The sequence below is a fragment of the Enterobacter sp. S-33 genome (assembly GCF_028735835.1).
GTDB lineage: Bacteria > Pseudomonadota > Gammaproteobacteria > Enterobacterales > Enterobacteriaceae > Enterobacter > Enterobacter vonholyi.
The window spans coordinates 146492-165889 of the sequence record NZ_CP117838.1 but is presented as its reverse complement, the minus strand read 5'-3'; the positions used below and the strand labels follow the sequence as shown (position 1 = coordinate 165889).

Annotated in this window: 15 protein-coding genes and 3 pseudogenes; 8 read left to right on the top strand and 10 right to left on the bottom strand. The window is 53.8% G+C overall.

Going from position 1 to position 19398, the window contains the following annotated elements:
• Positions 1–279 precede the first annotated feature (279 nt).
• The 5 genes from PUP35_RS00740 to PUP35_RS00720 all read left to right on the top strand — a co-directional run bounded on the left by PUP35_RS00740 (position 280) and on the right by PUP35_RS00720 (position 7039).
• Positions 280–2310, top strand: a complete 2031-nt coding sequence (locus PUP35_RS00740; protein WP_274241632.1) for an alpha-amylase — start codon at positions 280–282, stop codon at positions 2308–2310.
• Positions 2311–2493: 183 nt separating this feature from the next.
• Positions 2494–3750, top strand: coding sequence for a valine--pyruvate transaminase (avtA, locus tag PUP35_RS00735; RefSeq protein ID WP_111964330.1), 1257 nt, complete (start codon positions 2494–2496; stop codon positions 3748–3750).
• 317 nt (positions 3751–4067) lie between these two features.
• Entirely contained in the window at positions 4068–4364 is a 297-nt protein-coding gene (locus tag PUP35_RS00730) for a hypothetical protein (protein WP_274241629.1), read from the top strand.
• A gap of 29 nt (positions 4365–4393) precedes the next feature.
• Positions 4394–5230 carry a collagen-like triple helix repeat-containing protein gene (locus PUP35_RS00725; RefSeq protein ID WP_244599398.1) on the top strand — a complete coding sequence of 279 codons (837 nt, stop codon included), beginning with the start codon at positions 4394–4396 and terminating at the stop codon, positions 5228–5230.
• A gap of 90 nt (positions 5231–5320) precedes the next feature.
• Positions 5321–7039, top strand: a complete 1719-nt coding sequence (locus PUP35_RS00720; protein WP_127729161.1) for a ShlB/FhaC/HecB family hemolysin secretion/activation protein — start codon at positions 5321–5323, stop codon at positions 7037–7039.
• Here the strand turns inward: PUP35_RS00720 and PUP35_RS00715 are convergent.
• Entirely contained in the window at positions 7023–7478 is a 456-nt protein-coding gene (locus PUP35_RS00715; RefSeq protein WP_274241621.1) for a 4Fe-4S dicluster domain-containing protein, read from the bottom strand. The two genes, PUP35_RS00720 and PUP35_RS00715, sit on opposite strands and share 17 nt — an antisense overlap.
• 93 nt (positions 7479–7571) lie before the next feature.
• Positions 7572–7931: pseudogene (locus PUP35_RS21925) on the bottom strand (helix-turn-helix domain-containing protein); the annotation flags it as partial.
• Between the two features lie 42 nt (positions 7932–7973).
• Between PUP35_RS21925 and PUP35_RS21955 the strand changes: the two are divergent.
• Positions 7974–8063: pseudogene (locus PUP35_RS21955) on the top strand (hypothetical protein); the annotation flags it as partial.
• A gap of 206 nt (positions 8064–8269) precedes the next feature.
• A complete protein-coding gene (locus PUP35_RS00710; protein WP_115876680.1) occupies positions 8270–9346 on the top strand; it encodes a type I restriction endonuclease in 1077 nt (358 codons plus the stop codon).
• 48 nt (positions 9347–9394) lie between these two features.
• Here the strand turns inward: PUP35_RS00710 and PUP35_RS21950 are convergent.
• Together PUP35_RS21950 and PUP35_RS00705 are read right to left on the bottom strand one after the other, a co-directional pair.
• A pseudogene (locus PUP35_RS21950) lies at positions 9395–9535 on the bottom strand (type II toxin-antitoxin system HicB family antitoxin); the annotation flags it as partial.
• Positions 9536–9823: 288 nt separating this feature from the next.
• The gene (locus PUP35_RS00705) at positions 9824–10564 is read right to left on the bottom strand and encodes a MipA/OmpV family protein (protein ID WP_133293532.1); all 741 of its coding nucleotides are present in this window, start codon (positions 10562–10564) and stop codon (positions 9824–9826) included.
• 117 nt (positions 10565–10681) lie between these two features.
• Here PUP35_RS00705 and PUP35_RS00700 point away from each other — a divergent pair, with 117 nt between their 5' ends.
• The gene (locus PUP35_RS00700; protein WP_111964325.1) at positions 10682–11647 is read left to right on the top strand and encodes a LysR family transcriptional regulator; all 966 of its coding nucleotides are present in this window, start codon (positions 10682–10684) and stop codon (positions 11645–11647) included.
• On the opposite strand, the gene aldB is transcribed toward PUP35_RS00700, so the two are convergent.
• The 6 genes from aldB to PUP35_RS00670 all read right to left on the bottom strand — a co-directional run bounded on the left by aldB (position 11644) and on the right by PUP35_RS00670 (position 18796).
• On the bottom strand, positions 11644–13182 hold the full coding sequence (gene aldB, locus PUP35_RS00695; RefSeq protein ID WP_111964324.1) for an aldehyde dehydrogenase AldB: 1539 nt from the start codon (positions 13180–13182) through the stop codon (positions 11644–11646). The genes PUP35_RS00700 and aldB overlap by 4 nt on opposite strands.
• Before the next feature lie 86 nt (positions 13183–13268).
• A complete protein-coding gene (selB, locus tag PUP35_RS00690) occupies positions 13269–15116 on the bottom strand; it encodes a selenocysteine-specific translation elongation factor (protein WP_274241614.1) in 1848 nt (615 codons plus the stop codon).
• Positions 15113–16498 (bottom strand): L-seryl-tRNA(Sec) selenium transferase, encoded by a 1386-nt coding sequence (gene selA, locus PUP35_RS00685; protein ID WP_274241612.1) that lies wholly within the window; start codon positions 16496–16498, stop codon positions 15113–15115. The genes selB and selA overlap by 4 nt, the downstream gene beginning before the upstream one ends.
• Positions 16499–16601: 103 nt before the next feature.
• On the bottom strand, positions 16602–17210 hold the full coding sequence (locus tag PUP35_RS00680; RefSeq protein WP_274241610.1) for a glutathione S-transferase: 609 nt from the start codon (positions 17208–17210) through the stop codon (positions 16602–16604).
• Positions 17211–17300: 90 nt separating this feature from the next.
• Positions 17301–18437, bottom strand: a complete 1137-nt coding sequence (locus tag PUP35_RS00675; RefSeq protein WP_115876687.1) for an HlyD family secretion protein — start codon at positions 18435–18437, stop codon at positions 17301–17303.
• 2 nt (positions 18438–18439) lie between these two features.
• Positions 18440–18796, bottom strand: coding sequence for a DUF3302 domain-containing protein (locus tag PUP35_RS00670; protein ID WP_024906600.1), 357 nt, complete (start codon positions 18794–18796; stop codon positions 18440–18442).
• Positions 18797–19398: the final 602 nt, after the last annotated feature.

Here is a 19398-nt window from a genome sequence, read left to right as displayed (position 1 = left end):
TTATTTTTTTCACAAATTTGAGAGCGGAATCTCAAATCATATCAAAAATGGACTTCAAGAGCACGTATAGAAATAGTCCAATTCCGAAACTATGTCACCTGAAACTTGCTCATAAAAACATCATTCCACAAAAACTGTGTGCGCTATCGCAGATAACTGCCTAATTTTGCGCGAGATCACTCATCCTCACGCATCCTCCTGGCGGAAACCGACTGGGGATGAGTTTTTGCCCCTCGCCTGATGGCACACTGGTCAAAAATGCCGCGACAGGAAAAAGGAATGAAACGTACCGCATTAGCCTTTCTGATGTTACCCGCACTGGCGCATGCCGACTGGTCATCGCCAGGGTTTAGCGCATTTAGCGCCGAAGGCACCGGGGTCTTCACCAGCCAGGCAAAGCTTGCGAAGGGTACGCGTCCTCTTACGCTGAGTTTTGACAAGACGTGCTGGCAGCCTACAGGTGCGATAAAACTCAATGAGATGCTGTCGCTCAAGCCCTGTGACGGCACGCCGCCGCAGTGGCGCCTTTTCCGCGGCGGTGAATACCAGATGCGGATTGATACCCGCTCCGGCACGCCCACCCTGCTGCTGACGATTCAGAGCGCCGCAGAACAGCCGGTTGCAAACGTCATCCGTCAGTGTCCGAAGTGGGACGGTAAGCCGCTGACGCTGGACGTCAGCCATACCTTCCCGGAAGGCTCCGTCGTGCGCGACTACTACAGTAAACAGACGGCGACGGTGCAGAATGGAAACATCACTCTGCAGCCAGCCGTCAACAGTAACGGCCTGCTGCTGCTTGAGCGCGCCGAAACCGACAAGCCTGCGCCGTTTAGCTGGCAAAATGCCACCGTCTATTTTGTGCTGACCGACCGCTATGCGAATGGTGACCCGGGTAACGACAACAGCTACGGTCGCCATAAAGACGGTATGCAGGAGATAGGCACCTTCCACGGTGGTGACCTCAAGGGACTCGCCGGCAAGCTCGACTACCTGCAGCAGCTGGGAGTGAACGCGCTCTGGATAAGCTCCCCGCTTGAGCAGATCCATGGCTGGGTCGGCGGTGGCACCAAAGGAGATTTTCCTCACTACGCCTATCACGGCTACTACACCCAGGACTGGACAAAACTCGACGCCAACATGGGCACCGAAGATGATTTACGCCATCTTGTCGACGAAGCGCACAAGCGCGGGATCCGCATTCTGTTCGATATCGTTATGAACCACGCTGGCTATGCCACGCTTGCAGACATGCAGGAGTATCAGTTTGGAGCCCTGTACCTGCAGGGTGATGAACTGAAAAAGACGCTGGGAGAACGCTGGACGGACTGGAAGCCGGGCGCGGGACAAAGCTGGCACAGCTTTAACGACTACATTAACTTCGGCGATAAAGCCGCATGGGAAAAATGGTGGGGTAAAAAGTGGATCCGCACCGACATCGGTGATTACGACAACCCCGGTTTTGATGATTTAACAATGTCGCTGGCGTTTTTACCCGATCTGAAAACGGAATCCACCGTCCCTTCCGGGTTGCCCAATTTCTATCAATACAAGCCCGATACCCACGCGAAAGCGATTCCGGGCTATACCCCGCGCGACTACCTGACCCACTGGCTCAGCCAGTGGGTACGTGACTACGGCATCGACGGTTTTCGGGTGGATACGGCGAAACACGTTGAGCTTGCGGCCTGGAAACAGCTGAAAGACCAGGCAAGCCAGGCGCTGGCCGCCTGGAAAGGCGCTCACCCGGACAAAAAGATCGACAACGCACCGTTCTGGATGACCGGGGAATCCTGGGGCCACGGGGTGATGCAGAGCGATTATTACCGTCACGGTTTTGACGCGATGATTAACTTTGACTATCAGGAGCAGGCGGCAAAGGCGGTGGATTGCCTGGCCGATATGGATCTCACCTGGCAGCAGATGGCGGAAAAGCTGCAAAACTTCAACGTGCTGAGCTATCTCTCATCACACGATACGCGTCTGTTCCGCGAAGGAGGCCAGCGCGCGGCGGAGCTGCTCCTGCTGGCGCCGGGCAGCGTGCAAATCTATTACGGGGATGAGTCTGAGCGTCCATTCGGGCCAGCAGGCTCCGACCCGCTGCAGGGCACCCGTTCGGATATGAACTGGCAGGACGTTACGGGCAAGCAGGCCTTAACCGTCGCCCACTGGCAAACGCTGGGTCAGTTCCGCGCCCGCCACCCGGCGATTGGTGAAGGCAAACAAACCACGCTGTCGCTGAAAGAGGGGTATGGCTTCGTACGTGAACATGATGGCGATAAGGTGATGGTCGTCTGGGCGGGGAATCAGTAGATCATACCCCTCACCCTAACCCTCTCCCCATGGGGAGAGGGGAGGAGCTCCAGAACTATTCACTACACAAACCCACTCCCGCCCTATAAAACAACAAATCCGACCACACCACCCGATTTGCACCAACACGGTGCTAGCGTTATGGTTACCCACTTTCAAAATAAGCTCGACAGATCACCTGCTATGACGTTTTCACTTTTCGGCGACAAATTTACCCGCCATTCAGGCATTACTCGCCTGATGGAGGACCTCAACGACGGGCTGCGCACACCCGGCGCAATCATGCTCGGCGGCGGAAACCCGGCTCAAATTCCGGAGATGACGACCTATTTCCAGACGCTGCTCGCTCAGATGCTGGAAAGCGGCAAAGCAACCGATGCGCTTTGCAATTACGACGGCCCGCAGGGTAAAACCGAACTGCTGGCACTCCTCGCCGAAATGCTGCGTGACGAGCTGGGCTGGGATATCGAACCACAGAATATTGCACTGACAAACGGCAGCCAGAGCGCATTTTTCTACTTGTTTAACCTGTTCGCAGGGCGTCGCGCCGACGGCACCACCAAAAAAGTGCTGTTCCCGCTGGCGCCGGAGTATATCGGCTATGCCGATTCCGGCCTGGAAGAGGATCTGTTCGTCTCCGCGCGCCCGAACATCGAGCTGCTGCCGGAAGGCCAGTTCAAATATCACGTCGATTTTGAACACCTGCATATTGGTGAAGAGACGGGCATGATCTGCGTATCGCGCCCGACTAACCCAACGGGCAATGTGATCACCGATGACGAGCTGATGAAGCTGGATGCACTGGCAAATCAGCACGGCATTCCGCTGGTAATCGATAACGCCTACGGCGTGCCGTTCCCGGGCATTATCTTCAGCGAAGCACGTCCGCTGTGGAACCCGAACATTGTCCTGTGCATGAGCCTCTCTAAGCTGGGACTGCCGGGCAGCCGCTGCGGCATCATCATCGCCAATGAGAAAATCATCACCGCCATTACCAATATGAACGGTATTATCAGCCTTTCACCGGGCGGCATTGGCCCGGCGATGATGTGCGAGATGATCAAACGCAAGGACCTGCTGCGTCTGTCGAATGACGTGATTAAGCCTTTCTATTACCAGCGCGTTCAGGAAACAATCGCGACAATTCGCCGCTATTTGCCGGAAGAACGCTGCCTGATCCACAAGCCCGAAGGAGCGATTTTCCTGTGGCTGTGGTTTAAGGATTTGCCTATCACTACCGAACTGCTCTACCAGCGCCTTAAAAAGCGCGGGGTGCTGATGGTTCCGGGCGATTATTTCTTCCCGGGACTGGATAAGCCATGGCCGCATACCCATCAGTGCATGCGCATGAACTACGTCCCCGACCCGGAAAAAATCGAAGCGGGGGTTAAAATTCTCGCCGAAGAAATCGAAAAAGCCTGGCTCGAAGGCAATTGTTAAAAAATAAGGCTCTTCAAATGAAGAGCCTTATTTTTCCGTGATCTGAATCTTACAATAAGGATATATCCTGTAGCGTTTCATTTATCATCCCCATTGAGTTTTCTTAGGAATATTCCTTTAATTTACGCCCACTAACTACTCACTAAATAATTAAGCACCGATTAAATACCCTAACTTATTGTTATTTTGAATAACCACCTACACCGAAGAAAAATATCTTCCTCAGCCACTTTCATGCATATTTAAAAATACTGCATATACTCACTAATACGCCGCTCGGCGTTCTTTTGCGTGGAGTATTCATATGCTACCTAATAATGTTAGTCGCATCAGCGCTATTGCTGTTGCGGTACTGCTCGCGTTCTCTCTTTCTGCCTGTAGTGGAAGCGGTGGCGGATCTCACTCAACAGCCAAAAATAACCCTGCAACGGGAAGCAGCAGCGGCTCAGATGATGGAAGTGGCACAACCGCGAGCAATGGCGGTTCGGGCAGCAACGGATCGGGCACCGGAACGGGTTCAGGTACCGGGACAGGCGCTGGTGGCGGAACGGGTTCTGGTTCAGGATCGGGCTCAGGCTCAGGGGGCAGTGGAGGAACAACTACCTCAGGCGTAAATACGATACTGGGTGATGCAGGTAAAACCGTGACCAGCGTCGGATCCACTGTGGATGGCCTCGGAAGCCAGCTTCCAACAAATAATCCCGTCACATCAACCGTTTCAACCACCGTCAGCGGTGTTGGCAGTGCCGTGTCCACCGTGGGGACAGGCGTCACGACTGGCGTTGGCGATCCAAACAACCCGAACGGTGTGGGTACAACGGTTAAAGGCGTGACCACGTCGGTCACCTCCCTCGGCAATACCGTTTCAACGGTAGGTACGGGCCTGGCGAGTTCCACTTCCGGAACATCGGTCAGCGGCGTAACGGGCCTGACGGGTAGCGTGGTAAACAGTACCGGGCAACTGGTCAGTAACACCGGCACGGGTCTCACCAACACGGTAAGCAGCCCTGCAGTCACTCAGGTAACAACCGATACCACGACCCTGGCTAACAAGACGCTGGGCGGAGTACAAGGCGTGACGCAAACCGTAGGCACCACAACGGGTCTCGGCACACCGGTCAACGGTCTGCTAACCCAGGTGGGTGGCACCGTCAGCGGCGTAGGGACCAACATTAGCAGCAGCAATAGCGGGCTTAGCGGTGTCGGTCAGGTCGTTCAAAATGTCGGCCAGACGGTCACGGATAGCGGTACGCTAGTGAAACCCACATCAACCACCGGAGGCAGCGGCACAGGATCTCTGACGGCCGATGCCAATGTGACAGCCACAAACAATAGCCTGAGCACAACGGTCAATACCACCCTCAATACGCTGACTGCGGGTGTAACGGCCAATGCAGGCACAACCCAAAACACATCTACGTCAAACCCGATTAACGGGCTCAACACGCTAACGTCGAGCCTACTGACGCCAAAACAGTAATCCTTTTATTGCCTGTCTGCGCCCCTGGTTAAGGGGCGCTTTATTCAGCGACACTTACCCCAACCGGGGATGACGAACAGGGATTGCGCGATGAAACACCACTTCCTTTTTTCGCTGACGGGGCTGGTTGTGCTGAGCATGGCCCGCGCCGATACTCTGCCCTCTATTATTAACCCCGATAACCCGGCGCAAGTTTCTCGTAACGTTGCCCCCGAACAGACTGAAGCCGTTCAACAGCCGACCGTCAAAATAGAAAAACCGAAGTCAACGCTGACGCCTGAAACGCCCATTACCATTAATCACATTCAGTTTATTGGCGGCACGCGTTATCCCTTGAAGGAATTACTTCAGCCCTTCAGACCTTACGCCGGAAAAACCGTGCCGCTAAAAACGCTCACGGGGCTGGTAAACGATATTACGGCGCGCTACAAGGCTGACGGTTTTCCGCTCTCCTATGCCTGGCTGCCCGATAATAATTTCCAGCAGGGCAATATTAAAATTGTTCTGGTTGAAGGCTATGTCGCTCATAGCGACATCACCAGTAATAACCCCCACATCGCTGAACGTCTTAAACGTCTGTCCGAAAAAATCATGGCGGAAAAACCGCTGTCTCAGGATACGTTCGATCGCTACAGCCAGCTGATGACGCGCACCCCGAACGTTCCGGTTACGGCTAACGCGCAGCTGCCAACCAATATCTATGGCGCGGCGGCGATGCAAATCACCGGCAACCAGGAGCGGAGCTGGAATATCGCCTCGACGATCGATACCCGTAAAGGGCAAGATTTAATGATGCTGAACGGCACGCTCAGCAACATGACAAGCTATGGCGATCAGCTTGGCGTGGCCACGCTTGTGCCGTTAGATAGCAACACGCGAAAAAACTATGTCGGGCTCAACTGGCAGCAGTTTTTAAACGATGAAGGGCTGACGATGCAGCTCAAAGGCAGCTATTACCATGAAGAGCCGCGAGATTTTTCTCCCCTGCTCTCTTTGCCGAATAATATCAGCGTCGATTCGAAGCAAAAAACAACGCAATACAACGGCGGCGTGACGTTTGGCTATCCCCTGCTGCTGACGCAAAAATCACAAATTAATCTGACCAGCGGTTTTGATTACACCGACCGCCAGGATGATTATGCTCTGCAGGCCAGACTGCAGGGCAAAACCTATAGCCTTGACTCCGTCAATCAGCACGCGCGTTATCCCGCCCTGGAAGTCGGCATCAACGGTGCACATCAATTCACAACCGCCAGCATCAGCGGCCGACTCAACGTTCGTCAGGGTATTGATGCGATGGGTGCCGATATCGTCTCGGCCCCCAGGCCCGATATTAATTTTACGCTCACGAAAAGCTATCTGGACGCAGCCTGGCTGTTTGCCGATAAATGGCGGCTATCAACCTCCTGGGAGGGAGACTGGTCAAACAACACGCTGCCCGAGCCCGAACGCGTTAGCTTCGGTGCCCAGCGCTTTGGACGAGGATATCAGGACAGTGAAGCAAGCGGTGACTACGGCTACGGCGGGCAGGTAGAACTGCGCTATATCCAGATGCGAAAAGAGAGCACCTGGCTTGCCACTATCCAGCCCTACATCCTGGCCGATACCGCGCAAACCTGGTTTAACACCTCCGGCTTGCCTCATCAGCGGCTCGGGTCAGTGGCGGCAGGCGTGATGGTAGGCGATACCCGCCACTATAGCATCACGGTTGAGGCGGCAAGACCCGTCGGGGATGTTCCGACAGACAGTCGCAACAGAGACTGGCGCTACAGCCTGACGTTTACCTGGAATTTCAACAAAATGCAGTAAGCTTTTCAGCCCGAAGACTGGCAGGATCAACACAGCGCAGCGCGTGGGTTGGACAGGCCTCCACGCAGGCCGGTCCGCCTTCGCGATGCAGGCACAAATCACATTTCAGCGCTTGTGCCTTACCCCCATCCAGACGCACCTGCATCGCCCCAAACGGACAGGCGACCATACAGCTCTTGCAGCCAATACAGCGCGTCTGCTCAACAAGCCAGGCGCCCGCCATAAGGCAAATGGCATGGGTTGGGCAGACATTGGCACAGGGTGCGTCCTCGCACTGATGGCAACCCACCGCCGTAGTATATGTATCCCCCTTCACAACCCGCAGGCGAGAGGTAAAAGCCTCTGCGGTGAAGTCATCCTGATGCGCAACCGCACAGGCCACTTCACAGGTGCGGCACCCGATGCATTTTTCCGCATCCGCCATGATAAATCGGTTCATCTGTTACGCCTCGCGTGCATTAAAAGCGGGTACTGTATACATCATACATACCGCCAGATTCAGCGAAGGTGTTATGGGTCAAAGAGGATGCGCTCAGCCGGAATTGATATGCTCTTTACAGTACCGCCGTTTCCAGACAGCGGGTGTTAAGCCCGTATGCTTTGAAAATATCTGCCGAACATAGCCCACGTGATTAAAACAGCAGCGGTTTGCCACTTCGGTCAGCGAGGCAGAGCCATCCAGCTACGGTTTTCCGCTGCCCTGACTGAGGCGATGTATCGCCTCAGTCAGGGTTAAATGGAAAGTCCGGCGAAACACGCGCCTGAAGTAATCAATACTGCCGTGCAACGCTTTTGCTGGCTGCGACTTCGAAAGCGGTAAATGAAACTACGTGCGAATGAGCTGCTTCGTCTTCCACGCAATCGCCGCACCGGCCTGATCCGCGCTGTCTTCATACTCTTAAGAGAGCGACACCTGCTGTAAAATCATCTCCAGCGCCAGCCTTGCACGCTGACTCTTATTCCCTGGTTCAGTTGGGCAAATCGGGGAGAAGGAGAAATGCGGATCTGGGTGGATGGAACATAAACAAGAATAATATCACCTTTATGAATATATAATATTTTTATGGAGTTCGGTGATGCCGAGTTCCCTGATTATCATCGATTGAAAGACAATGTGATCTAACCCTCGATATTGTTTTTTTTGCAGCCGTTCAGCTCAGACATACCATTGTCTGAGATGCCTTTTAGTGTTATTCCATAAAGACACACAGCTAAAAATAAGGATATCCCATGGAATTCACAGAAAGATTAAATGCCTTATCAAATAAAATAAGACAACAACTTGATGCAATTAATACTGAAGAAGCAACAAAAACTGCATTTGTAATGCCATTCATCCATAACGTTCTGGGTTATGATGTTTTTGATCCTTCAGAGGTGACACCTGAGTTTGTCTGTGATGTTGGTACAAAAAAAGGCGAGAAAATCGATTATGCCATAATGAAAAACAATGATGTGCAGATACTTATTGAATGTAAAAAAATTGGCGAACCATTAAATATAAATCATGCCTCGCAATTATTCAGGTATTTTCATGTAACAAACGCCAGAATTTCAATACTCACCAATGGACAAAATTATAAATTTTTCACAGATCTGGATGCCCCTAATAAAATGGATGAAAAACCATTTTTGGAAGTAGATCTTCTTGATATTGACGAAAATATCATACCTGAGTTAAAAAAAATAACTAAGTCTTCCTTTGATTTGGAATCAATTATCAATGCTGCTGGTGAATTAAAATATGTCAGCCAGATCAAAAAAATCCTGCACTCTCAACTAAATAATCCTGAAGATGACTTTGTGAAATTTTTTGCATCCCGAGTTTATGATGGGATTCTGACTCAAAAAGTCAGAGAGTCTTTTTTAAATTTGACCAAAAAAGCTGCAAGTCAGTACATAAATGATCAGGTTAATGAGCGCCTCAAGTCTGCTATTACGGGCATAACCCCAGCGATCATCGAAACTCCAAATGAATCATCACATATTGAGGAAGACGAACATAAAGATGAAAGCGACGTGGTTACAACGCTAGAGGAGCTCGAGGGATATCATATTGTTAAAGCAATCACCAGAGCGGTACTGGAGGCACCCCGTATAACTCATCGAGATACCAAAAGTTACTTTGGTGTTCTTGTAGATGACAACAACCGCAAACCTCTTTGCCGATTGCATTTTAATCGCACACAAAAATACATCGGACTTTTCGACATAGAAAAAAACGAAACGCGTCACCCTATAACGACAGTCGATGATATCTATTCCTTTGCTGATATGCTGAAAGCAACAGCAGCTCTATATAATTAATTTTTTACCCAGGCAGCACGCGACGTGCTGCCTCAGCCCGAAATACGCTTCGAAGTGCGCTATGAGCGCATCACGTGCATCCTTAAAAGCGTCGTACATGGAATCACCTGAAACAACAGCATGGAACGTCAGGGAAAAGCCGCTGGCGCTACCGTCTGAATCAGAATGAATGTAAGCCGGAAAAAACATAACGACTCCTGATATCCGTGCTTAATTCCCGCCTTTCGCCAAATACGGGCGAGAGTGCCAGATTTAATTTTCTTTAAGAATGATACACATGATGCACATCTTTATTGATGGCGCAGATCGCATTAGCATATCAGGAACATTAATGAGGAAGTTTTTAAGGGAAAGGAAAATGGGAGTTCATTACAATCAAAAATACCCGGCGGCGCTTCGCTCGCGCGGGCATACGTAAAACTGCGATGGCAGTTCAAGTAGGCCGGGTAAGGCGAACCTGCCCCCGGCTTTACCGCATCAGAAACGCCAGGTCAGGCCGGTCATCAGCGCGAAGCTGTCATCGCGGTCGATCATCGGGCTGTTCTTCACGTCGTCAGGCAACACGGTGTAAACCGCGCTGGCGTTGAGGTATAGATTCTGGGTTAACTGATATTTAGCCGCCAGGCCAACGTATGGCGTCCAACTGTCGCCAGCGGTGTATTTATCCAGTCCGGAGCGGCGAGACTCGCTGCCGGATACGCCGTAGTAATAGTCGTTATAGCTTTCGTCGCTGTAGAAAACACCAACAGAAGGTGTCAGGGTCAGGCGCTCCATTTTGATCGGACGGAAGTACGATACCTCGCCCACCACGCCGCCGCTTTCATCCATCGCATCGCCAGAAACGGCCACTTTCAGCGACCCCCAGCTTTCGTGACGGTAGTACGCCCCACCGAGGAACGCAGATGCTTTACGCTCATCAAGCTGCTTCATCTGATGGTCGTCGTTGTCATCAGGATCGAAATGCAGCGGCATCCACGTTGCGGTCAGGCTGAGTTCATTTTTTGCGTCTTTCCAGAGGATCCATCCACCCGTGGTCTGGCGAACATAAAAGCGATCGCCTTCGTAGCTAATTAACGGTACTGCGGTAGTATTTTCGTTATAACCTTTGTAAGGAGACTCATTAAATACAGCCCCCGCTCCAAGTGAAAAATCACCAGCCATGGCAGACGTTGATGCAAATAACGTGGCCGCGATGAGTAAATTGTATTTAATAGTCATTCTATGTAATCCATTTAAATGCCAAACAAGCGAGGCGCATAATAATGGTTACAAAATTGCCAATGCAACGCTGCGGTTTATATAATATTATATATAAAATCATATAGATGGGTGTGCATGATGAGTACATTACAGCTAAAACCACGCGAATTAAAAATTATCTCCGTCATTGCAGCCACCCACAGCATTGGTGATGCCGCCGCCCTGCTGGGTATGGCGCAGGCCAACGTCAGTAAATATCTGTCTGATTTTGAAACGCGGGTTGGACTCAAGGTTTTTGAGCGCACCACGCGCCAGCTTGCCCTGACCCAGTTTGGTGAAGCGTTGCTCCCTTACGTTAATGCAACACTGGATAAGAACAGCCAGCTTGTGAATTTCATTGCGGATTATAAGCACGAAAAGCGCGGAAAAGTGACGATCTATGCCCCAACCGGCATCGTGACCTACCTCGCGCGACACGTGATCCATCAGATAGAAGACATCGGTGACATTCGCATCTCTTTGAAAACCTACAATCTGGACCGGAATGAATTTTCAGAAGGCGTTTCCTTTCCGGATGACTGCGACATTTTAATTACTTATGCGCAGCCTAAAGACGAAAGTCTGGTTGCCAGCGTTCTGACACAATATTCCGTTACGGCCTTCGCAACCGTGGAGTATTTAAATAAACACCCCTTAACGGGACCGGAAGATTTAATTAATCACTCCTGTATTCTCATTGACTCCATGCTGGTTGATGATGCCAACATCTGGCGTTTCCGAGTGCACGGCAGCGATGACGTGCATGACTACCGGGTGACCGGTAATTATATTTGCGACAATACTCAGACGGCTCTGGAGCTGGCAAGAAATAATCTTGGGATTGTTTTTGCACCAAAAGAAAGTCTGAAAAAAGAATTAACGCAAGGGATGCTGGTCCCCTGCTTCCCGCATCAGGAAGAGTGGTGGCTCGATCTGACGGCCATCTTCCGCAAACGCGAATACCAGCCCTGGCGCGTGCAATACGTACTGGATGGCGTTCTGAACTGCCTGCGCCAGCAAATTGCTCAGGCCGTGCATGGACGGCCTGAGCTGGGTGATTAAAACAGCCCCAGCGGCTTATCGGAGTAGCTGACCAGCAAACATTTCGTCTGCTGATAATGCTCCAGCATCATCTTGTGGGTTTCACGCCCGATGCCCGATTGCTTATAACCGCCAAATGCCGCGTGCGCAGGATAGGCGTGGTAGCAGTTGGTCCATACGCGCCCGGCCTGAATGCCTCTGCCCATTTTATAGGCCAGATTACCGTTGCGGCTCCAGACGCCTGCTCCCAGGCCATACGGCGTGTCGTTGGCAATCTCCAGCGCCTCCTCCATCGTTTTGAAGGTGGTCACGGCCAGTACCGGTCCGAAAATTTCTTCCTGGAAGACGCGCATGTTGTTTTGACCGAACAGGATCGTCGGCTCCAGATAATACCCGTCCTGCAGATCCCCACCGAGTACCTTACGACGCCCACCGGTGAGAATATCCGCCCCCTCTTTCTTGCCGATATCAATGTAGTTGAGGATAGTTTCCAGCTGTCCATGCGAGACCTGCGCCCCCATCTGCGTGGCGTTATCAAGCGGGTTACCGCTGCGGATAGACTCAACGCGCCGAATCGCCCGCTCCATAAAGCGCTCGTAGATGGACTCTTGTACCAGCGCACGGCTTGGGCAAGTGCAGACTTCGCCCTGGTTAAACGCAAACAGCGCAAACCCTTCCAGGGCTTTATCGAAGAAGGCATCCTCTTCCTCCATCACGTCTGCGAAGAAGATGTTCGGGGATTTCCCGCCCAGCTCCAGGGTCACCGGAATGATGTTCTGCGTGGCGTACTGCATGATCTGCTGGCCCACCTCCGTCGATCCGGTAAACGCCACTTTGGCGATCCGTTTTGAGGTAGCCAGATATTCCCCTATCTCACCGCCCGCACCGTTAACCACGTTAATCACGCCCGGCGGCAAAAGATCGCCAACGATTTCCATCAGCAGCAGCACCGAGAGCGGGGTCAGACGCGCCGGTTTCAGCACGATGCAGTTTCCCGCCGCCAGCGCGGGCGCCATTTTCCAGCTCGCCATCAGCAGCGGGAAGTTCCACGGTATGATTTGCCCAACGACGCCCAGCGGTTCGTGGAAGTGATACGCCACGGTATCGCTGTCTACCTCGCTTATTCCTCCCTCCTGAGCGCGAATGCAGGAAGCAAAATAGCGGAAGTGGTCAATGGCCAGCGGCACGTCTGCCGCCATCGTTTCCCGTATCGGCTTGCCGTTATCCCAGGTTTCAGCCGTCGCCAGCAGCTCCAGATTCTGCTCCATCCGATCGGCGATTTTGAACAGGATCGCCGCCCGGTCCTGCACGGAGGTGTGAGCCCATTTTTCTTTCGCTTTGTGCGCCGCATCCAGCGCCAGGTCGATATCACGCTTGCCGGAGCTGGCAATTTCGCACAGCGGCTGGCCGGTAACGGGAGTAAGGTTGGAATAGTATTCGCCGTCGACGGGAGCTACCCAGTCGCCGCCAATAAAGTTGTCATAACGAGGCTTCAGCTTGAGGGGAAAACCATACTCGCCGGGCTGGATACGCGATGAGGGAGGATTGTTTGTCATGACCGTCTCCTTGCTGTTGGTGTACAACAAGGGTAGTTCCGGCTGGCGATTTTCTCGCCAACCGATAACGGCGTTTACGACGGGGGTCACGGAGTTTCAGGAAATAATAACGAATCGCGTAATAAATGATCGTTACCGCGACGGCGGGTAAAGCCGATGCGGTTGAAGTATTCCAGGATCTGGATCGCCAGCTTGCGCCCCACGTTCAGCCGATCGCGGAAATCCGCTGCGCAGGTCGAGCCGCGCGCCTGATCCAGCTCGCGGATCAGGCTGGCAAACGCCACAATACGATCGTTACGGTAATAACGATCTTTCACGATCGCGACTATTAGCCCCTGCTGCGCCGCATGGCGCAATACCTGGCGCATCAGCTGCTCGTCGGTGTTGGTTTCGCGAGCCAGATCGCGAACCCACCACGGCTCATCGCCAAACAGCGGGGCTACTTTTTGCCATATCGCCTCCTGATCTGCGGTGAACCCGGCCTTGTGATCCGGCAGGTGCAGCCAGCCGTGGTGGCTTTTAATCACCCCGCTTTCGCGCATGTTTTCAATCAGCAGCAGCACCAGCGCATCGTCTTCCATCGGCAGCGCCATGCGTCGCAGACGCTCACGGCCCGGGCCTGGCTCGTCCTGATGCTGTTCGTGGTAAGTCGCAAGCGTGTTCAGTATCTTACGCTGCCATTGCGCAGCAACCGGGGCATTGAGCAGGCTGTCTCCGGCCTGTATAAAGCCCGGCTGCTGGGCCAGCAGGCGTAACCCTTCTTCGCTCAGCTGGCGTGCCCATGCAAAATCACGCAGGCTCACCGCCCCGCGATCGAGGTGCACCCGCAGCGCGGCGTTATCATCGCTGGCCTGCGCCAGCGCGGCCAGCCACTGCAGATATTCAGGTTTGCGCTTGCCGCGTCGCGGTGGATTCAGCGCCACCACGCGCGCCCCGGCCAGCGTTTCCCTTGCAGAAATATCACGCAGAACCAGACGATCGTTGTCTGCCAGCCAGAGCGGTGAATCGAATACCAGTTCGGCAAGATCGTTTTCCAGCAGCGACACGCGCCCGGTGATATGGCTGGCCGCGTGGTGAATATGCAGCGGCTGCCATTGGGTCAGGGGCACGTTTGCCTGCAGGGAGACGATGACGCGTTCAGACGGTTCCAGCGGAGCATCGGCCAGCAGCCAGTCGCCGCGATTAAGCTGCTCTTTTTCCGCATCCCCGGCAATGTTCAGCGCGATCCGCTGCCCGGCGTGGGCGCGGTCTGCGGGCTGGTTTTGTGCGTGCAGCCCGCGCACGCGCATCGGTTTGTTCACGCCCGTCAGCCAGAGCGTATCACCGACGTTCACTTCGCCGCTCAGCGCCGTACCAGTCACCACCAGCCCCGCGCCTTTTACGGTAAACGCCCGGTCGATCGCCAGGCGGAAACGATGATGGCTGGCGTGGTCGCGTGATGAAAGCTGCTGTAAGTGGTGGCGAAGTTCGTCGATACCGCGCCCTTCCGTCGCCACGGTGACAAATAGCCGTGCATCGGAAAAACCATACTCCCGCAAGGTCGCCTGTACCGTTTCGCGCACCTCGCTGACGCGTGCGTCATCCACGCGATCGGCTTTGGTCAGCGCCACGGTCAGCTGCGGGTTACCGGTCAGCTGGAGGATCGCCAGGTGCTCGCGGGTTTGCGCCATCACGCCGTCATCGCAGGCCACCACCAGCAGGGCATGATCGATGCCGCCCACGCCCGCCAGCATGTTGGACAGAAACTTTTCATGCCCCGGCACATCAATAAAGCCCAGCACGCGGCCATCAGGCTGGGGCCAGTAGGCATAGCCCAGATCGATGGTCATGCCGCGCTTTTTCTCTTCCGGCAGGCGATCGGCGTTTACGCCGGTAATGGCCTGCAGTAACGTGGTTTTTCCGTGGTCAACGTGACCGGCGGTGGCAATAATCATTTCAACAACATCTCCAGAAATCGCTCTTCATCTTCAAGGCAGCGCAAATCCAGCCACATTCGGCCATCGTAAATCCGCCCGATAACCGGCGTCGAGAGACCGCGCCAGCGCGACGACAGGGCTTCCAGATGGCCGCCGCGCCCGTCACGCGGCGTGAACGTCAGCGCTTCACTCGGCAGCCTGTCCACCGGCAGCGAACCGCTGCCAATCTGCGACTGGCAGGGCTCAATGCGAACGTCAAAATCGGGGTAGTGCGCGGCGACGCGCGGCAGCAGAAGTTCGGCCTGGGCGCGAATCGAAGCGGCATCACGGGTTAACAGACGCAGCGTGGGCAGGCGGTCGGCCAGTTTCTCCGGGTGGAGATAGAGCCGCAGCGTAGCGTCCAGGGCGGCAAGCGTCATTTTATCGGCGCGCAGGGCGCGCTTGAGCGGATGCTGCTGCAGCTGCGCAATCAGCTCGCGCTTGCCGACGATAATCCCGGCCTGCGGCCCGCCCAGCAGTTTGTCGCCGGAAAAACTGACCAGGCTAACGCCCGCCGCAATCATCTCCTGCGGCATCGGCTCTTTTGGCAGCCCGTACAGGCTTAGATCCACCAGCGAGCCGCTGCCGAGATCGGCAATCACCGGTATGTTCAGTTCGCGCCCAATCGCCGCCAGCTCCGCCTCTTCAACCGTTTTGGTGAAGCCTTCAATATGATAATTGCTGGTGTGGACCTTCATCAGCAGGGCAGTATTTTCATTCACTGCCGCGCGATAGTCTTTCGCATGGGTACGGTTGGTGGTGCCCACTTCATGCAGCGTACAGCCCGCCTGGCGCATCACGTCCGGAATACGAAATGCCCCGCCAATCTCCACCAGCTCGCCGCGGGACACCACTACCTCTTTGCCGCTGGCGGTGGACGCCAGCATCAGCAGCACCGCTGCGGCGTTGTTATTCACAATGCAGGCATCTTCCGCGCCGGTCAGCTGGCACAGCAGCTCCGCCAGCGCGTGGTCGCGATGCCCGCGTCCGGCGCCGTCCAGATCGTACTCCAGCGTCACGGGCGCTTGCATGGCCTGCACGACGGCGGCAACGGCCTCTTCCGCCTGCTGGGCTCGCCCGAGGTTGGTATGCAGTACGGTACCGGTCAGGTTAATCACCGGGCGTAATGCGCTTTGCGCCTTCTCATCCAGCCGCTGTTCAACTTCCTGCTCCCACGCACTGCACCAGTCGGGCAAGGCGTTTTCTGCCTGAATCGCGCAGCGGGCTTCGTCCTGAAGCAGGCGTAACATTTCCACCGTCGCGGTATGGCCGAAGCGCTCAACAACAGCATAAATGCGGGGCTCGCGAAGGAGACGGTCGGTAGCGGGGATCTGGCTGTACAGCGAACGATGAGTAGTCATGAAAGCGCCTGGCGAGTAAATATCTTCCCCCCTCCCGACGGGAGAGGGAGTTAACATGTAGAGGGATTGTACCGCCTCCGACGCCGAAGTGTTATAACCCGCGTCAAGCCTTTGGCGGTTCGGTACGGGCAAAGCTCTCGCGGCTAAAAAGCGTGTCTGCAAGCTTCACCAGCAGCGGACGGTCGACGCACCAGCCAGGGGAAACCCGGCGGAAGTTGAGATAGCCGATGGCGCAGGCGATGGCGATAGTTGCCAGGTTCAGGCTGTCGGTGTCGATCTTTCCCTCCCGGATAAGCTGTTCGCACCTGTCCAGGCTGCGGCTGATTTTTTCCCGCTGGCGTAACAGTTCCGTTTCCGACTGCTGGGCAACGGGCCTGGCCTGTTCCCGTACGGAGGTTAATGCCGCATCCATAATACCGTCGGCCAGGGCTTCAATTTGCTTCACCGCCAGCGCCGCTTTTGGGTCAGCCGGCAGCATTGCCGGGGCAACGCCCAGCAGCTCGATATACTCCGCAATAATCGGGGAATCAAACCAGTATTCGCCCTCGTCCATGACCAGCGCTGGCACTTTTCCCAGCGGGTTGTACTGCGCGACGCCGTTTTCCGCGTTGTAGGGCTGTTCATTCACGAATTCAAATTCAATCCCCTTCTCCAGCAGGAGAATCGAGATTTTTCGCACGAAGGGACTGGTATAGCTGCCGATGAGTTTCATTGCCTGATCCTTGATGCCGGAAAAAAGTCAGTATGGATCAAGCGATGAAAAAAGGGCAGGTCTGCATGTCGCATTCCTGCCCTGGAAGGATTAGTGATCGAGGTAGAGGTAGTGCATCCAGCTGGTCATACGCAGCAGTACTTTACGCATAACCGAGACGTGGGCGAAGTGGTCCGAATAGACCGCCACCTGGGCATAGATACCGTCCGGCAGGGCATCGACTTCGGCGTTGGGTTCCAGCTCAATAAGTGCCTGAACGCCGTCCGTTCCAGGCACCACCGTCAGCGACTGCAGCGCGCCCTGCGCCTGATAGGTTCCCCCCGGCACCACCGGCAGAATACTGGTGAGCTTCCCGGAGAACACCTGGCCCGGCAGCGCGTTAAACACCACTTCCGCTTCATCGCCCGGCTTCAGACGCAGCAGCGAGTTCTGGCGGAACTGGGCCACAATCTGACGCTTCTGTTCTGGGATAAAGACCATCACCGGACGCAGCGGCAGCGCGGCGGCATAGGTCCCCGGACGTATCAGCACCTGGGTGATGTAACCATCGCTCGGCGCACGCACCACGGTCTGGTCCAGGTTGTATTTGGCTTCGGCAAGCTGGGCGCGTAACGACGCAATCTGCGACTGCTCGCCGTTCACCATGCTGTCTAACTGGCTTTGGATCTGTACCTGTTCAGCCACGGAGCCTTTCACCAGCGCATCCTGCGCCAGATAGTTCTGCCGCGCGTTGTCGATATCGCTTTCAGAGAACGGATTCACCTTCGCCTGGCTGCCTTTCAGGTAGCGCTGATAATCTTTATAGAGGCGATCGCGTTCAGCGGAGACGCGCGTGGTATTGGCAACGGCTTCCGCCAGCTGCGCTTTCAGATTATCGATATTGTGCGTCGCGGTCACCAGGTCGGCCTGAAGCCTGTCGACCCGCGCCTGATAGCGGCCTGGATCCAGTTTAAATAACACTTCGCCTTTTTTAATTAGCTGGTTATTTTTATCGGTCACTTCGCTGACCACACCGGTCACCTGCGGCGTGATTGGAATAGAAATAACCGCTTTTTGCGCCGTAAACGTATACGGGTGGTTATAGTTCATTAGCAGAATAAGTCCGGCAACAATAAATACGCCGCCTAATGTTGCGGTGGCAAGCGTCCACTGGTTGACCGGAATTCGGAATATTTTAAAGATGGCCCAGGCAAATGCCACGTAGGTCAAAATAATCAACAGATCCATGATTAGCGCTCCAGCGTGTTCTTATCAGCAGCGGGCTTTACCGCGGCCAGCTTTTGTTCTAATTCGGCCACGCGTTTTGCCAGCGCATCCATGCCCGGGACCTCATCAGGCTTTGTGATGTGGTTTTGCATGCCCCAGCCGCGATCCTCGCGGTACAGCGTGGCCCAAATCCACAGGAATGGCCAGATGGCATGAAGCGTAAACAGGCTAATCCAGCCAGCCGTATGAATGGCATCGGCATGCGGATGGTTACGCTTTTTAGCCATATTATAAGGAATATCATGGATGGCGATGATTCCATAAAAGAGAACCAGAAATACAAAAATCAATACGCCCAGCGCAAAATAGTTGAGAAACATATTCTCCTCACTTAAACAACGTCAACTCATTAAATTAATAAAACGGTACGCAACCTAATTAATTTTTTATAAACACGGGGTTGTGCTTATTATTTCCGAGCAGGGGAGTATGGATTTTTATAATATCTCCATGCAAGTTTATAAGCGTGTCAAAATATATCCTGAATAATAATAGACTTAACCTTACAATATGAGCGTAATCCACCTTTTAACTTTTCGCCATACCACACATCAAAAGTGATTTTTTGGCTTATCGTGTCGTGCCATATCATCCTGGCGCTGAAACGCGAAGCAGAGTTTGCCGTCGATCACAGCCGGAGAAATCTGCATAAAAATATTTTGTGAAATCAGTCACAATCCAGAAACAAACACGCCAGAACAAAACGTGACAACAATCACACAAAAGGGTTTGTTTTGCTTTTTTTCTCGCCATCGTATTTTTTTTGCCCATCGTTTTTGTGATTCAGATCACCTCATAGATATCCTCACCCCCTACATTTACGTGACATGAATCACATAAATTTTCACTGTCTGGACAGTTGAACGATTCAGTGCCAGATTTCACAGCATCAGAACAGGGCCCGGCTACCTCTGCCGCCTCA

Coding starts and splice junctions, on each gene's coding strand:
- PUP35_RS00740 (WP_274241632.1), top strand. CDS start 280: ATGAAACGTACCGCATTAGCCTTTCTGATGTTACCCGCACTGGCGCAT.
- avtA (WP_111964330.1), top strand. CDS start 2,494: ATGACGTTTTCACTTTTCGGCGACAAATTTACCCGCCATTCAGGCATT.
- PUP35_RS00730 (WP_274241629.1), top strand. CDS start 4,068: ATGTTAGTCGCATCAGCGCTATTGCTGTTGCGGTACTGCTCGCGTTCT.
- PUP35_RS00720 (WP_127729161.1), top strand. CDS start 5,321: ATGAAACACCACTTCCTTTTTTCGCTGACGGGGCTGGTTGTGCTGAGC.
- PUP35_RS00715 (WP_274241621.1), bottom strand. CDS start 7,478: ATGAACCGATTTATCATGGCGGATGCGGAAAAATGCATCGGGTGCCGC.
- PUP35_RS00710 (WP_115876680.1), top strand. CDS start 8,270: ATGGAATTCACAGAAAGATTAAATGCCTTATCAAATAAAATAAGACAA.
- PUP35_RS00705 (WP_133293532.1), bottom strand. CDS start 10,564: ATGACTATTAAATACAATTTACTCATCGCGGCCACGTTATTTGCATCA.
- PUP35_RS00700 (WP_111964325.1), top strand. CDS start 10,682: ATGATGAGTACATTACAGCTAAAACCACGCGAATTAAAAATTATCTCC.
- aldB (WP_111964324.1), bottom strand. CDS start 13,182: ATGACAAACAATCCTCCCTCATCGCGTATCCAGCCCGGCGAGTATGGT.
- selB (WP_274241614.1), bottom strand. CDS start 15,116: ATGATTATTGCCACCGCCGGTCACGTTGACCACGGAAAAACCACGTTA.
- selA (WP_274241612.1), bottom strand. CDS start 16,498: ATGACTACTCATCGTTCGCTGTACAGCCAGATCCCCGCTACCGACCGT.
- PUP35_RS00680 (WP_274241610.1), bottom strand. CDS start 17,210: ATGAAACTCATCGGCAGCTATACCAGTCCCTTCGTGCGAAAAATCTCG.
- PUP35_RS00675 (WP_115876687.1), bottom strand. CDS start 18,437: ATGGATCTGTTGATTATTTTGACCTACGTGGCATTTGCCTGGGCCATC.
- PUP35_RS00670 (WP_024906600.1), bottom strand. CDS start 18,796: ATGTTTCTCAACTATTTTGCGCTGGGCGTATTGATTTTTGTATTTCTG.